The sequence below is a fragment of the Novacetimonas hansenii JCM 7643 genome (assembly GCF_000964405.1).
Classification (GTDB): domain Bacteria; phylum Pseudomonadota; class Alphaproteobacteria; order Acetobacterales; family Acetobacteraceae; genus Novacetimonas; species Novacetimonas hansenii.
The window spans coordinates 14,660-29,190 of sequence record NZ_BANE01000210.1 but is presented as its reverse complement, the minus strand read 5'-3'; the positions used below and the strand labels follow the sequence as shown (position 1 = coordinate 29,190).

At 58.5% G+C, this 14,531-nt stretch carries 12 protein-coding genes; 5 read left to right on the top strand and 7 right to left on the bottom strand.

Features of this window, described 5'->3' with window-relative positions; genetic code table 11:
- Nucleotides 1-118 precede the first annotated feature (118 nt).
- From B7G66_RS13220 to B7G66_RS13200, 5 genes are all read right to left on the bottom strand, one after another.
- Nucleotides 119-508, bottom strand: a complete 390-nt coding sequence (locus B7G66_RS13220) for an acyl-CoA thioesterase (RefSeq protein WP_003619330.1) — start codon at nt 506-508, stop codon at nt 119-121.
- A 180-nt stretch (nt 509-688) separates the two neighbouring features.
- Nucleotides 689-2,914: a TonB-dependent receptor gene (locus B7G66_RS13215; RefSeq protein ID WP_048859273.1), complete on the bottom strand. Its 2,226-nt coding sequence runs from the start codon at nt 2,912-2,914 to the stop codon at nt 689-691.
- A gap of 313 nt (nt 2,915-3,227) precedes the next feature.
- Complete coding sequence (locus tag B7G66_RS13210) at nt 3,228-3,830, bottom strand: phosphatase PAP2 family protein (protein WP_003619327.1); 603 nt, start codon at nt 3,828-3,830, stop codon at nt 3,228-3,230.
- On the bottom strand, nt 3,823-5,301 hold the full coding sequence (locus B7G66_RS13205; RefSeq protein ID WP_003619326.1) for a hypothetical protein: 1,479 nt from the start codon (nt 5,299-5,301) through the stop codon (nt 3,823-3,825). The genes B7G66_RS13210 and B7G66_RS13205 overlap by 8 nt, the downstream gene beginning before the upstream one ends.
- A 38-nt stretch (nt 5,302-5,339) precedes the next feature.
- Nucleotides 5,340-6,536, bottom strand: a complete 1,197-nt coding sequence (locus tag B7G66_RS13200; RefSeq protein ID WP_003619325.1) for a glycosyltransferase — start codon at nt 6,534-6,536, stop codon at nt 5,340-5,342.
- A gap of 168 nt (nt 6,537-6,704) precedes the next feature.
- On the opposite strand from B7G66_RS13200, the gene B7G66_RS17930 reads away from it, so the two are divergent.
- Nucleotides 6,705-6,878, top strand: a complete 174-nt coding sequence (locus tag B7G66_RS17930) for a hypothetical protein (RefSeq protein WP_155116145.1) — start codon at nt 6,705-6,707, stop codon at nt 6,876-6,878.
- A 14-nt stretch (nt 6,879-6,892) separates the two neighbouring features.
- Here the strand turns inward: B7G66_RS17930 and B7G66_RS13195 are convergent, their stop codons facing one another.
- Both B7G66_RS13195 and B7G66_RS13190 read right to left on the bottom strand, forming a co-directional pair.
- Nucleotides 6,893-7,483 carry a polysaccharide biosynthesis/export family protein gene (locus B7G66_RS13195; RefSeq protein WP_003619324.1) on the bottom strand — a complete coding sequence of 197 codons (591 nt, stop codon included), beginning with the start codon at nt 7,481-7,483 and terminating at the stop codon, nt 6,893-6,895.
- 66 nt (nt 7,484-7,549) lie between these two features.
- Complete coding sequence (locus B7G66_RS13190) at nt 7,550-8,884, bottom strand: outer membrane beta-barrel protein (RefSeq protein WP_048859270.1); 1,335 nt, start codon at nt 8,882-8,884, stop codon at nt 7,550-7,552.
- Nucleotides 8,885-9,250: 366 nt separating this feature from the next.
- On the opposite strand from B7G66_RS13190, the gene wbaP reads away from it, so the two are divergent.
- The 4 genes from wbaP (at nt 9,251) to B7G66_RS13170 (ending at nt 14,510) form a co-directional block, all read left to right on the top strand.
- Nucleotides 9,251-10,714: an undecaprenyl-phosphate galactose phosphotransferase WbaP gene (gene wbaP / locus B7G66_RS13185; protein ID WP_003619322.1), complete on the top strand. Its 1,464-nt coding sequence runs from the start codon at nt 9,251-9,253 to the stop codon at nt 10,712-10,714.
- 73 nt (nt 10,715-10,787) lie between these two features.
- Complete coding sequence (locus B7G66_RS13180) at nt 10,788-13,022, top strand: GumC family protein (protein ID WP_003619321.1); 2,235 nt, start codon at nt 10,788-10,790, stop codon at nt 13,020-13,022.
- A gap of 28 nt (nt 13,023-13,050) precedes the next feature.
- A complete protein-coding gene (locus B7G66_RS13175) occupies nt 13,051-14,133 on the top strand; it encodes a glycosyltransferase family 4 protein (protein ID WP_040510680.1) in 1,083 nt (360 codons plus the stop codon).
- A complete protein-coding gene (locus B7G66_RS13170) occupies nt 14,130-14,510 on the top strand; it encodes a hypothetical protein (protein ID WP_003619318.1) in 381 nt (126 codons plus the stop codon). The genes B7G66_RS13175 and B7G66_RS13170 overlap by 4 nt, the downstream gene beginning before the upstream one ends.
- The last annotated feature ends 21 nt before the right edge of the window (nt 14,511-14,531 follow it).

Below are 14,531 nucleotides of genomic sequence, written 5' to 3'. Positions count from 1 at the left end.
AGCTTTTTCTAAAAAGCTTCAGAAGACGCCGCCTTTTTGAAAAAGGCGGCACCCAAGAAACTTTTCTTATTTTCTATCAATGAGTTGTTTTTAAACAATCTCTAACTTCTCTGCCGCGTCAGGGGGCATCCACAGGACGCGGGCGCCCGTTTTCGTCAAGGGCGACAAAAACAAAGTGTCCCTCCGTCACTTTCTGCCGCTGGCTTGCGCGACGCACCCTGCGCCATGCCTCCACAGCGATGGTCATGGAGGTACGCCCCTGTTTCGTCAGGTGGGTATAAATGCTGACCTCGTCCCCCACCGATACGGGGCGATGGAACACAACACGGTCGATCGCAACCGTCGCGCAGCGTCCCCCCGCACACAGGGCGGCGGTCGTGCTGGCGGCAAGGTCCATCTGCGACATCAGCCAGCCGCCAAAGATGTCCCCTGCCGGGTTGGTGTCCGCGGGCATTGCCACGACACGGATGGTCAGTTCACCAGATGGCTTGGCGTCGTCTTCGTGCATGGGCTTCCCTCTGTCAAAAGGCTGCCATCATTATTCCCAACAGGAAAAACGTTTCCCGGCACATACCTTTGTCATGTGGGACGATATTACATAATCGACGTTCGCGACACGTGACTTTGCCACACGTAACAGCACACATTTTGGTGACGTGATGGCCCAGTGTATCAAAAACCCGGCGTATCAAAAATCACACGACACGCGACCACCGATGAAACGCGGGGCGCCAGGAATATAGAAATAGGTGGTAGTCGCCATGCCACCGCTTTCGGCATAACGTCGATTGAGCAGGTTCGTCGCATAAACCGTGGCCGACCAGTGCCCGGATGCCGGGTGGAACGTCGCATGCGCACCCAGCAGGAAATAGGGCGGCAGGCGATAAAAACCCGTCCCGCCGGGTGTAATCGCCTGACTGTCGCGATACAGCCAGTCGGGACCGACATCAATACCATAATGCGTGCCCAGCGCCTGACGCCATTCCGCATTACCATTCAGGGTCAGCTTGGGTTGTCCGTTATCCACACCGGCAAAATTATCCTCAATCGCCTTCCACACCCCATGCCGTGCATAATAAGCATTGGTGGCGGCACGGTTCACGGTTGGAAAATTCTGGAAATTTCCCCGCTGCCACCCCAGATTCTGCGTCACGAACAGATGCGCGAACGGATGTATGTCCAACGTTGCCTCAAACCCCCAGCTTTCGGATTTGGGCGCATTTGTAATTTCACTCAACGGCCCATAATCAGGGATCAATACTGTCCCAACCAGTTGCTGGTTATGGTAATCATTGTAAAATGCCGCCGCATTAAGGCGGATACGGTTGGGAATGGGGTCACTTTTCAGGCCAAGTTCATAGGTCAGGACAGTTTCGGGCTTGAACGGGTTCAACTGTGCCTGGATCTGGGTATTGTTTGCCGTGAACCCGCCAGGTTTGAATCCCTTGCTGATCTTGAAATAAACAAGCTCATGCGCCGCTGCCTGCCATGACACTCCGGCCTGTCCCGCATATTGCGCGGCCGCCGTGCTTTCGCCATGAAAATTGCGCGATACACCGCCAAAGATGACAGATTGCAGGCCGGAGATCGACCGGTCATCGATTTCATGCAACAGCCCCACCCACAGGGTTACGCCATGTCCCACGCGATAGCTGACATTACCGAATTCTGAGGTGTTTTCCTGATCCATACCAAAATGGGTGGCCATCATATAACCGCGTTGCGGAACATAATCGGTATAATCAAAAAAGAAGCGCTGCTGCATGCGGCTGCGCTGGTAAAAGGCCCCCACCGTCCATTGCAACCGGTCATGCGGGTGAGAAGATTGCAGGCGCACTTCCTGTGTGAAAGTATTCGCGTCAATGGTGCGATAGGTATCGGCCTGTGCCAGTGCGGTGCCATCCTGGTCCGTATACTCACCTTGCCGTTCCGTCTCGAACGCGCTGATGGATGAAAATGTCACCGGGCCAAAATCATGGGAGAAATGGACATCCGCCCCCCAGAACTGGTTATGCTCGCTGGGTTTCAGCCCCGGCTTGCGCCCAATCAGGCGGGCGAATTCGGGACGCATGGACCATTGCGTCTGCTGCCATGACCCCGTGGGCAGGGGGGCTTTCCCCACCAGACGATCAACGGGTATGGGATTGACCACCTCGCTGTCATCTTGGGTAAAATGCCCGGAAACCAGCAAGGTGGTATGGCTGTCAGGTGTCCATTTCAACTTGCCGCGCAAGGCCCACAGGTCAGCATCGCCAAGGTGGGCACCATTGACCGGATCAGTCTGCCACCCGCCGCCCTGCTGCGTCTGTCCCGCAAGGCGGAAGCTCAGCCCACGTGCAAGCGGACCTGAAACATACGCCTCGCTGCGGCTGCGGGCGTAGGAGGCGATATCCTGCCGTGCGCCGTAATGCCAGTGATCGGTCGGGTCATTGGTACGCAACCGCACCTCTCCCCCCGTATCGGACTGTCCATGGCGTGTGCCCACCGGCCCCGGCGTAACTTCTGCCCCAGCCAGATCGAACATCATCCCGTCCGTCATCGTCGAAAACGCAAAAGGAACGTCATCGAAATAGGACAGTACCGACGGCATGTTATTCTGCGTAAAATCGTTGAAACCAACCCCACGCAGGTAAAAATTGGTCGAGGCCGTGCCGTTGATGCTCTGGATGGTCAGGTTTGGTGCCACACGCTCCAACCCGCGCAGGGATACGACCCCGCGTTCGATCAGGCGCGTACCGGTCAGGCGCGTATCCGCATCCGGGGAATGCTGCGCCTCAGGATAGGGGAAATCGCGACGCTGCGCATTGACCGTGATGGTTTCGGCCCGGGTGGGCATGGCCTTTGCCGGCCGTCGTGCATGGGTATGGCGCGCGACTGATGGTGCCGCATACGCCTGCTGGGACAGCGAAAGCATGGCCATCCCCCCCATTGCCAGACACCCGCACCGAAACAACAGCGACAGTATCAGATGGTCAGGTCGTTTTGGGACATGGCGCATTATCGGGTGTCTGTTACCTGTTGTATATTCAGATGTTTCCACCCTGCAATTGCGCAGCGCAAGGTGGCCATATTCATCATGGGACATGATCGCCAGACCCGGACATCACCACATCATGCCCCATATGCCGGACCAAGCGTATAAAACCAGCCGATCACGATGTAAAAACATTTGTTCGCCGCATGATATGTCCAAACGCTTCATCCGGCATGTTATGACAATATTTGCCTTATTCGTGCAAAGGCGGTTTTTTACATTCCCACTTTGAAAAATACAACCGCGAGGCCGACTGTATCGTGCGTTCGATATTGGGGTGCCATCCATGCATGGATATCGCCACGATCATGACCACGAACAGGACGGACAGGATCGGACGAAATTTCGTTTGTCTTGGCGGGGTCCATGCCACAAACCCGGCCACCATCACAATACCGATCCCCCCACCCACCATGACCTCAACCACGGTGTGATAACCCAGCGCAACACGGGTCCATCCCTCCAGCACCGCAATGGCCAGCACCCCGACCGCAAGGGAAACACGGTCAAGCCGCGTCAGCGACAGCAGGCCGCCATATACCATGGTCGCCGCCATCGTATGACCGCTGGGGCTGTACAACACACGATGACGGGCGGGACCACATGCCTCGAAATACAGCTTCAGCAGCAGCATCACCCCTGATCCCGCAAGAACCATGACAGCCCATGCCACGGCCATACGCCAGCAGCGACACAGCATGAAGACAAACAAGACCCCCACCTCCATAGGGATCATCAGGGCCTGATCTCCCGCATTGGTCAGGACATGCATCATCTTCCATCCCGTCTCATGCATGGATCTGCGGCCTGTCCGTCTCCACCTCCGCATGGCATTGTCCCGCAGTGGCATATACCGGCACCAGCGCGTGATGCGCGATACGTGCGGGGTCCATGGCCGCGCACTGAAGGTCAATGCGCGCGATCGCGGCAACCAGCATGGCGATCAGCAGGTAAAAATCGAGAAAGCCCACAGTCGGACTGGAAAGCGATGCCGCAATCAGACGTGCGACAAGGGCGGGCACCACGCCTTCGATAACCAGGCGCTCCGGCCCCGGCGGCACACGCCTGCGCGCCGCCATCGCCGCACGTAACAACCGCCAGTCAAAGACCAGAAGGCCAATCGCCCCCACCACCCCGATGGTCGATAACAGACCAGGCAGCAGGCTGGACGCCCGGTTGCTGCCCCACCCCACCCCAAGCCCATAGGTTTCCCCGACAAGGGACATGGAATCCCGATCCACCTGGGAACGATCCTGATAAGACTGGCTGTCTTTCTTTTCCGCCGTGGACTGGAACACGAACTGTGCCGCAGGCACGACCTGTGGCGCAACCGTGACGACCACCAGCCCCCCACAGGCCAGCAGCGCAATCCCCACGACAATCATTCGGGTTATATTTCCCAAAAGCTGCATCGACCCGGTGGCGATGGCCGCCACGGGCAGGAGGCAGATTTCCATCGCCACGGTAATGAAACCCGTGGTCGAGGTCGTGCAAACAAGCGCAAGAGCCGACGCAGGGACCAGCCATCTGGCACGGGCCACGGAATATCCCTGCAAAACGATCCAGACGCTGGAAAACAGGATTTCACCAAGAAAGGCGGCACAGGCGGCTGGTTCCGAAAACGACGCATTGATGCGTGGCACCGGCCCTGCGGTCTGGGTATTAAGGACGGCCCAACCGGGATTGGAATAAAAAAACGTATCGGGAAACGGGACACCACCGATCCGGTGCGCGAACTGCCACATGCAGATCCCCACGACACACCACCCCGACAGCAGGAAGGTCCGGTAAAGACGATCCAGCCGAATGTCGCTGCGGGTCAGGAAACGTGCCGCCAGCACCAGGAAGAGTGTATTTATCAGCAGATACATATCCTGCGAGATATTCCCGAAATTCGGCGCAAGCAGTACCCTGCCCCCCACTGAATCGCTCTTTTGCGGCCAGACCATGACCTGGTTCATGAACAGTCGTGGCATGATCATGGAGGCGAGCAGCGTCCATGCCACCACCGCCACGAACGGGAAACACAGCGCCATGACCGTACGTTCCCCTGGATAATGAACCCCCATCACCCATTGCAGCATCACGAAGCTCATGAACGCCATGGCGGGCACCATGGCAGGCTGTACCCCCAACCCACCCAGCACCAGTGCTCCCGCCGCAGGCAGAATCCCTGCAAGCAGCAGGATATGGAGCATCAGCAGCGGACGCATCCATAACAGCAGGCACAGCGGAAACAGAATCAGTCCGACAACCGGGATCGTCATTGCACATAGCCTCCGCCTTACCTGTTTCCATGCGCGACCTATCGCGGCGTGTGCATCCGGCGTGCGCAGGTATCACGCATCGCCTGCCCCACCACGTCAGACATGGACTGGCGGAAGGCCTCATGCGAAAAACGCCGGGCGTTGGCGCGACAGGCACGTGCAGTCATCCGGTCGCGCATCGCCTCGAACCGTTCGACCGCATCAATAATGGCGTCCGGCTCCTGCTCCTCGAAAAACACACCTGTCGGCCCCTCGGGATCATCGGCATCACGAACAATGTCACATGCCCCACCACGCCCGAAAACAATCAGCGGGGTGCCACATGCCTGCGCCTCCACCATCGCGATCCCGAAATCCTCCTCCGCCGCGAAAACAAAGGCGCGTGCCTCCTGCATCATCTCCAGAACCTGCGCATCACTGACACGGCCACGAAAGATGATGTTCGGCGCGCCTGCCGCCACCGCCTCGATCCGGTCACGCTCCGGTCCGTCACCCGCCACATGCAGGACACGATGGGGCATGCGCCGGAATGCCTCCACCACAAGGTCGATGCGTTTATAGGGAACCATGCGTGATATCACGATGTAAGCCTCGCGTCGTGGAAGCATTTTTTCATGAAACCTGTCGATATCGACAGGGGGATATACAATCACAGCCTCCCGGCGATAGACCTTGCGTATCCTGCGCGCGATATAGCTGGAATTGGCCACAAACACATCAACACCGGCGGCGGACCGCACATCCCAGTTGCGCAACCGATGCAGCAGCCAGCGCGCGTATATCCCCTTTATCCCACGCTCCATCCCGCCATGGCGCAGATATGCCGCCTGCATGTCCCATGCATAACGCATCGGTGAATGGACATAACAGACATGGACCTGGTCCGGCCCCGTAATCACCCCTTTGGCCACCGCATGGTTACTGGAAATCACGAGATCGAATCCCGCAAGATCAAGCTGTTCCACGGCAATGGGCATCAGGCCAAGATAATATCGAAAATACCTTCTGGAAAAAGGAAGTTTCTGTATGAACGTCGTCCCGACTGATCGCCCCCCCAGAAAGGCGCGGCGATCAGGGGGCATGAAATCAACGATCGCAAAGAGTGCAGCGTGCGGATACATCAGCACAAGCTGTTCAAGCACCCGTTCAGATCCCGCATAATGCTCCAGCCATTCGTGGACGATGGCAACACGCGGGGCCATCGGCTGCGGGCGTGCCGCAGGAAGAATATTCATGAATTACCCCTCCGCTTTGCTGACTGTCACGTCCCCTTGCCGTGCATGTGTCCACATGCTTTAAAGGGCAGGCACGTGGGCATTATCCATATCTTCAGACATAGGCATGAAGATATCGCCGACATTACGTAAACAGGGCCTGACGCGGCACCGAGCAGGAGATGATCTTTGCCCCTGAAATCCCGCCACAGGCCACAAGGTACCCCCACATCGTCATCGCGCGCCCGATTGCGCCCCACCGTACCGGACCGCCTGCGCCCCGCGCGGGGCATGGTTATCGGCATCATGATCGGCCTTGCATGCTGGGGGGCGATCATCGCGGCCTTCTGTCTGCTGCGATGAGCGCGGGTATGGTATCAGAAGTGACGTTCGTATATTTTTATGACATCGCCCGGTTTTACGTAATCATGGGGCTTAAGATACCCGACAACCGCATGATCCCCTTCCTGCCGCACGACATAGGCACGGGTTTCGAGCGCACGATAGGTAAATCCCCCCCCCGCCGCAACCGCCGTCAGCAGCGTCATGGCCGGCTGGTAGGGATACTGGCCAGGCTTTGCTACTTCCCCCAGCACTGACACCAGACGATAGGCCGAAACCTCGACCGAAACACTCGGGTCACGCAGCATCCGCGCCGCCTGCAGGGCCTTTGACACCTCGGTTGCGAATTCCACTGTGGTCAACCCTGCTGCCTGCAGGCTGCCCGCAACGGGAAAGGCGACCTTTCCGCTGCTATCGACACGAAAATCCGATGTAAACTGATCCTGTTCATATGTCATGACACGGATTTCATCATCCACGCCCAGACGGTACTGTCCGGGGTCATAAGGGGGAACCGGTTTCAAATCCGAACCGGGCGCGCAACCTGCAAGCAGGCCCCCCATCACGCCCATGATCGCCGGCAGCCAGATGGCCGCCCGGCAGGGTCTTGAACAGGTCGTCGGCATTGCGTCGTATGCTCCTGTCATCATATCCATCCCGGCAGGAAGACCAGACGCCCGGATACGCGTCGCCTAAAGCGAGAGATGAAACCCGACCAGAAAAGTATGTATCGGGAACTGTCCGCTTCCCACCGTATTCTGACTGCTGAAATCATAATTTGCCGACAGGCGCATGTGGCGGTTGATCAGCCACTGCACCTCGGCCCCCACGCCATAAAACGTCTGGTTATTGTGCTCCTGGTACAGGACCGTGTTCTGTAGAAAGGCCGGAGCCGACGGATAGTTCGCTTTCTGTATCTGTCCATATGCAGAAAAAACGATATTACGCTGATACGTGTGCGTTACACCGATCCGCGCGCCGGTAAATGTATAGCCAACCACATTTTCAAAGGCGCTGTCCTCAATCCCATGCCGGACGCTCAGGGTTGCCGTGGTCAGGCGCGTCGGCACCCAACTGAGTTCGGCTTCCGCCATGGGGGAATTGATGCTGCCATATGCGCTGGCACGGTAACGCCGGGTCTGGTACCCGACAAGGGCACGGAACCGTAACGGACCGCGCATGCCGAAATCATACCCCGCCATGACCGATGCACCGTTGGAATCACGCGATGGCGCATTTTCCAACGGGTTCTGGTAACGGATTTCCGTCCCCTGCATCACCAGCAATACATGGCTGTTACCCCGCAGCTCATATTGCGCGGTCACCCCTTCGGTCACAAGCACACGGTCGCGATATCCCTGGCTTGGCTGATTCGCGGTCGGGGTAAAATAATCAAAATGATAACGCTGCACGTCAACCTGCGGGATGATACTCAGCCGCCCATGTGTCGTCGCGGTATAGCTGAGCCTGCCGTCATCAACCTGGTAAGGCACAGGACGATTGACAATCAGCGCGCCAAGATCCGTGGGCATCTGCACAAGCGACAGGTGAGTATAGGAGACACCAATCGTATCGTGACCAAAATCATGCACCCCGCCAAGGTTGGCGGTCCAGTTCGTTCGGTTCTGGATGCTGCGCGACGGATAGCGGATATCGTCCACGTTGATATTACCATGGACCTGATCGCGCTTGCCCCACCTTGACACCGCCGACAGGTTCCCCTGTGTGGAGACAACCGCGCTGGAATGACCGCCGACGTTGCGGTCAACGTTGCTGGCATATCCTTCCGATTCGCTGCCATCGGCATCAATGCGCAAAGGTCCGTACCGCTTACCCAGCGGCGTATAGGCCCCCATCGCACGCACCTGCGCCGGTTCCTGCGCCAATTCACCCGCCCCGCTTCCAATGGCCGGGAAATAGTTGTCGATAACCTGGGCATATGCGCCATCGGCCAGGAAAATCGGAGCCGCAGCAGTCAGGCCCAGCCTGAAGACAATTATTTTGCGCACCAGAGACCTATTGAACATTCATGAATGGAAACGCCGGGGAACAGCCATCTGGGAACCTGCCTTAATGGGGTATTCTTGCTTCTTTCTTCGGACAAGGAGGCATAGGCACGCAGATTTAATTCCTTCTTAATATTAAATTATTTCGGCGTCTTTTCCATTTTCGCGTTTTCATAACAAAACTGCGGTCACTTTCGCGTTATTGTTGGAAATAAATTTTTAACCTTTCAGCGAAACTTGCTTCTACGCTGCCACGTATAGGGCCTGTCACGGTGAAACCGGCAATCGTCAAAAGTGCTTCCATGCAACTGCGTTGCCGGACCAAATAAAAAACGCGGCACCAAGTATTCTTGGCTCTACATATTTTGAAATAATGCGGAGTATATCATGGATACTCATCTCTCCCCCGCGGCCATCGGCCCCATCCCTGCGGCAATACCGCGTAGTGATGCACCCTTGGGCGAGGTGGAGGGAATCCATACGCCTACCATCCAATTACGACATATACATTTTTCCTGCACAACAGGTCTGATTGCCGCGGATTGTGCCGCATTTTCGCTATGCCTGGCCATCGAAGAAATGTTTTTCCCAAAAAACATTCATTACATGGAACTGGAAAACGTGTTTTTCCTGCCCTGCGCCATGCTTGTGGTCATGATTGGTTATTTTACATATCAGCGCCATTACACCGATCGCCCCCCATTCTGGAACGAGGTGGCACAGATCGTCATGGCGGCAGCCATGGCGGGAATGGTCGTTTTTGTGCTGTCATGGCCTGACACACATGTCCTTTCTGCCTTGTTTCCATTCATGATGTTCCCCTTTGTCGATGTGGCACTGCGCCAGATCACGAAACGGGTGCTGCATGCCATGGGACTGTGGCGCATTCCCGTACTGCTGGCTGGCGAACCCGAGGATTGCGGTCGCGCCATTGAGATATTTTCCAGCGAACGCTTCCCCGGCCTGCGCTCGGTTGGTTGCATCCCGCCATCGCGGCTGCTGCATATGTCGGGCACCCACCTGCACCGCATGCTGCTGGCCCGCCACGGGGCGGCGCGACTGCTGCTGGTCATGGACGTGCATGATGGTGACGGGCGGCGCGTGGTCGAACATGTCACCCGCACACGCCTGCCATTTTCCCTGATGCCGTCAATGCACGGACTGCCGCTGGACCACGGGTGCCAGGCATATTTCAGCCATGACGCCATGATGATGACGTTCCGCAACAACCTGGACCGACCGGTTCACCGGGCCATGAAAGTGGCGCTCGACCTTTTCATAGCCTCCCTTGTCCTGGTGGCGATCTTTCCATTACTGGCGTTGGTATACGCGCTGGTCCGCATCGACGGCGGCCCCGCCATCTTTGGCCATATGCGCATCGGGCACAATGGCCGTCCTTTCCGCTGCCTGAAGTTCAGGACGATGGCGGTCAATTCCGACGCCATTCTGGCCGATATCCTGGCGCATGACCCACAGGCGGCAGCCGAATGGGCGAGCACACGCAAACTGACGTCAGACCCACGCATTACCCCCATCGGACGGCTGCTGCGCAAGACGAGCCTCGATGAACTGCCGCAGATCTTCAATGTACTGCGCCTGGAAATGAGCCTTGTCGGACCGCGCCCGATCGTCATGGCCGAAGAAGTCCATTATGGCGAGGACATGGAATATTACATGGCCATCCGCCCCGGGATTACCGGCCTGTGGCAGGTCAGTGGCCGCAGTGACACATCCTATACACGCCGTGTCCAACTGGATAACTGGTACGTGCGGAACTGGAGCCTGTGGCGCGACGTCGTCATCCTTGTGAAGACCGTGCCTGCCGTCCTGGCACAGAAAGGCGCGCGTTAAAGATTGCCCACAGGACAGAGGCAGCCACCATGCCCCTTTTGTCCACAGCGACCCTTTCGGAAGGACGCAAGTGATGAATACGCTCCAATTGCCCGCATCCTTCAACGGCCCCGCGCCGGAACCAACGGCAACACAGCAGGTTTCACCCTTGCATGCCTTCAGCATCATGGGGCGCCACCGGCTGGCGATCGCCCTTGTGACATTGGGGATCGCGGTCCCTGCGGGGATCGGCATATTCTCGCTCAGGCCGTACTACAATGCATCTTCGATCCTGATCATCGGCACACATCAGGCCCCGTTTCGCGATCTGCAGGCCACGGTTTCCTCCCCCGAGGTGGACACCGTGGCCGTCAATAGCGAGGTCAGCATCCTGCGCAGCCCGGCCATTGCCCGTGCGGTCGCCCAAAAACTGGATCTGGTGAATGACCCGGATTTTCGGGAAGCACTCGATCATGTCCCGATCAGTAAACGCATGATCGACGCAATTTCGCGCATGTTCGTGACACCACCGCCACAAATTCCGATGACAGCGGACGAACGCCTCCAGGCCACCAGCCTGCTGCTCAACCAATGGGTGACGGTCCTCAATGACGGCCGGTCATATATCATCACCATCACGGCCAGTACGGTCAATGCGGCGACCAGCGCGCGCATCGCCAATGCCTATGCGGATGTCTATCTCGATTTCAAACGCCACATGAAAATCTCGGCGACATGGCAGGCCAATGCCCTGCTTGACGAACAGATCGCCCCCCTGAGGGAACGCCTGCGCAAGGCAGAACAGGCGGTGCAGGCATTCCGTGAAAAAAACGGCCTGATCGCGGCGGAGCTGGAGCGCGCGCCGGGCGCGAACGGCAACAGCAATGCCGACGGCGGTGGCACGACCGTGACCGACCAGCAACTGATCCAGATGAACCGTGAACTGATTACTGCACGCGGCGACCTTGAAAGCAGGCGTGCGCGTTATACGGAAATACGCAACGCAATTCATAATGGCAGCCTCGACAGTATTCCCGATGCAGTTTCCTCCCCCCTGATCCAGCAGTTGCAGGCGCAGGAAGCCCAGATCAGCAGCCGCGCCGCAAGCCTGAGTCAAACGGTCATGGACGGCAATCCCGACCTGCAATCGGTACGTGCGGCCGCCGCACAGGTGCGTGCGCGCATTGGTGCGGAAATCCAGCGTGTCGCCAGCAGCGCCGCCAAGGAACTCTCCAGCGCTGAAGCCCGCGTCGCAGCCCTGTCCGCCGAAGTAGACAGGCTACAGGGGCAGGTCACTGCTGAAAATGAGGCGGACGTGACCCTGCGCCAGTTGCAAAGCGAGGCAACCGCGGCACGCACGGTCTATCAGGACTATCTTGGCAGGTTTGCCCAGACCTCCACACAGGCGGAACTTCAGGTGGCGGAAGCCGACCTGATTTCACGGGCCGAAACACCACTTGGCCCCTATGGGCCACCGCGCAAGCAATATATGCTCATTGCCTTCATCTTCGCACTTATGATGGGGGCAGGCTCCGCGCTGGTCATCGACCGGATGCGCAAGGGAGTACGCAGCACAGCCGAACTCGATGCCATACCCGGCCTGTTCGCGCTGGGACTGGTGCCGGCCTTCGCCGGGTCACTGTCGCGCCAGTATGCCAGCCGGGACCGTTCGGCGTATCTGGAGACGGTGGAATCCATCCGCAGTGTCCTGTCCTTTGGCCACAGCCGTTTTCGCGCCAAGGTCGTACTCGTGACTTCCGCCGAGCAGGCCGAGGGGAAGACAACCTTCGCCCTGTCGCTTGCGGCCAATACGGGACGATGCGGCCAACGCGCGCTGGTCATTGATTGTGACATGCGCAATCCATCGGCCATGCGCATCATGGGTGCGGTCAGTATCGTACGCAACACCCATGCCCCGGTGTCCCCGCTGCTCGCGGGGCTGGAACGCGACGTGCTGCCCGGTGTCGACATCCTCACGCCCGAGGGAATGATGCATCGGGGCGGCGGTGCAATGCTCCTGCCCGAGGAACTGGGACAGATACTGGCGCAGGTGGGATCGCACTATGACATGATCCTGCTCGACACGCCGCCTGCACTGGCATTTCCCGATGCGGCCGTGCTGTCACGCCTGACCGATGGGGTGGTGATGGTGGTCAAATGGGGACGCACCAGCGCCGCGACACTGGTGCAGGCGATGCGTACGCTGCACACCTATGACGCACGCACGCTGGGGGCAGTACTGACGCAGGCCCCACCGCACAGCCTGGGTGAAGCAGAGCGGCACCCCTTCCGGATTTACAGCCATTATGGACTGCTCCCCCCGACCTGAGGTGGCGCGCAACGTTTGGAGTGCTCTGGTGAGACCTGCCATCTATGTCAATGGCCGCTTCATGACCCAACCCCTGAGCGGGGTGCAGCGGTTCGCGATTGAAATCTGCCACGCCCTGGCCAGGGTCAGCCATGCGCAGGGACGGCCCACGCCGGTGCTTCTGACACCATCGGGGCATGTTGCCGAACATGATGCACCAGCCCTGCCACGCCGCACGGTGGGTACACGCCATGGGCAGGTGTGGGAACAATGCGAACTGCCCATGGCTGCACGTAATGGAATCCTGCTCAACCTTGGCAATACGGCCCCCTTATTCGGGCGCCGCCAGATCGTGATCATTCATGATGCAGGCGTATTCGGGCATCCTGAGTCCTATTCATGGAAATTCCGGCTGTGGTACCGGGTCCTGCATGTCCTGCTGTCCCGTACGCGTACACGCCTTGTTACAGTTTCCGAGTTTTCCCGCATGGAACTTGCGCGGTACCTGCGCATTCCCGCCGAACGGATTTCGGTCATGGGCGAAGGGGCAGAGCATATCGTGCGCGCCCCCGCCGACACCACCATCCTGGCCCGTCATGACCTCAAGGCGCAACGCTTCGTCCTCGCGGTTGGCAATCTGGCCCCGCACAAGAACCTTGCGCGGCTGGAAGTGGTGGCGCGTGCGCTGTCGCTGCGTGGCATCCCGCTTGTCATCAGCGGCAGCGTGAACACAACCATATTCAATGCCAGCGGCACACAGACCCTTCCCCACCCTGCCACTTATGTCGGGCGTGTCAGCGACGGCGAACTACGCGCGCTGTACGAGGCTGCGGCATGCTTCGTGTTTCCATCCCTGTATGAAGGTTTCGGCCTTCCCCCGCTGGAGGCCATGGCCTGTCACTGTCCCGTGGTCGCCGCCGATATCCCCGTCCTGCATGAGATCTGTGGCATGGCCGCGATCTATGCCAATCCCGCCGATCCAGACGCCATCGCACAGAGCGTGGTGCGTATCCTGGACACACCCGTCGTGGCGCAGGAACTGCGGGCCGCGGGCAAGGAGCGGGTTGCGGAGTTCACATGGGACAGGGCGGCACAGTCGCTGTTACAGATTGCACAGGATATGACCGCATGAGGCACATCCATACCTTGGGCTGGACCTTCGACTGGCTGGGGTCGCTATATCTGGGGGGCATGATGGTCATGGCCTGCGCGCAGGGGGCAGGTGCGGCCGCCACGCAGTCGGTATGGTGCAGCATCAGCGATCCCGCCCGCCAGCAGATCTTCATCAGCACTCCCTACTCCCTGCCCATGACATCACGGATGGCGGTATATGCCTATGGCGGCAGGTTTGCCCGCACGGTCAACCTGCGTTTTGGCATGCATGTGGTTCTGGAAGGCGCTTACTGCCATGCCTTTCCTACCCGCCATCGCGCCGCGACAGCCCATGCTGACCTGATCGCACATATGGCGGAGCGTAATTTCAGGATTGTCCCGGTCGGTATTTTCTAGATTCGCGCATAGGAGACGCCC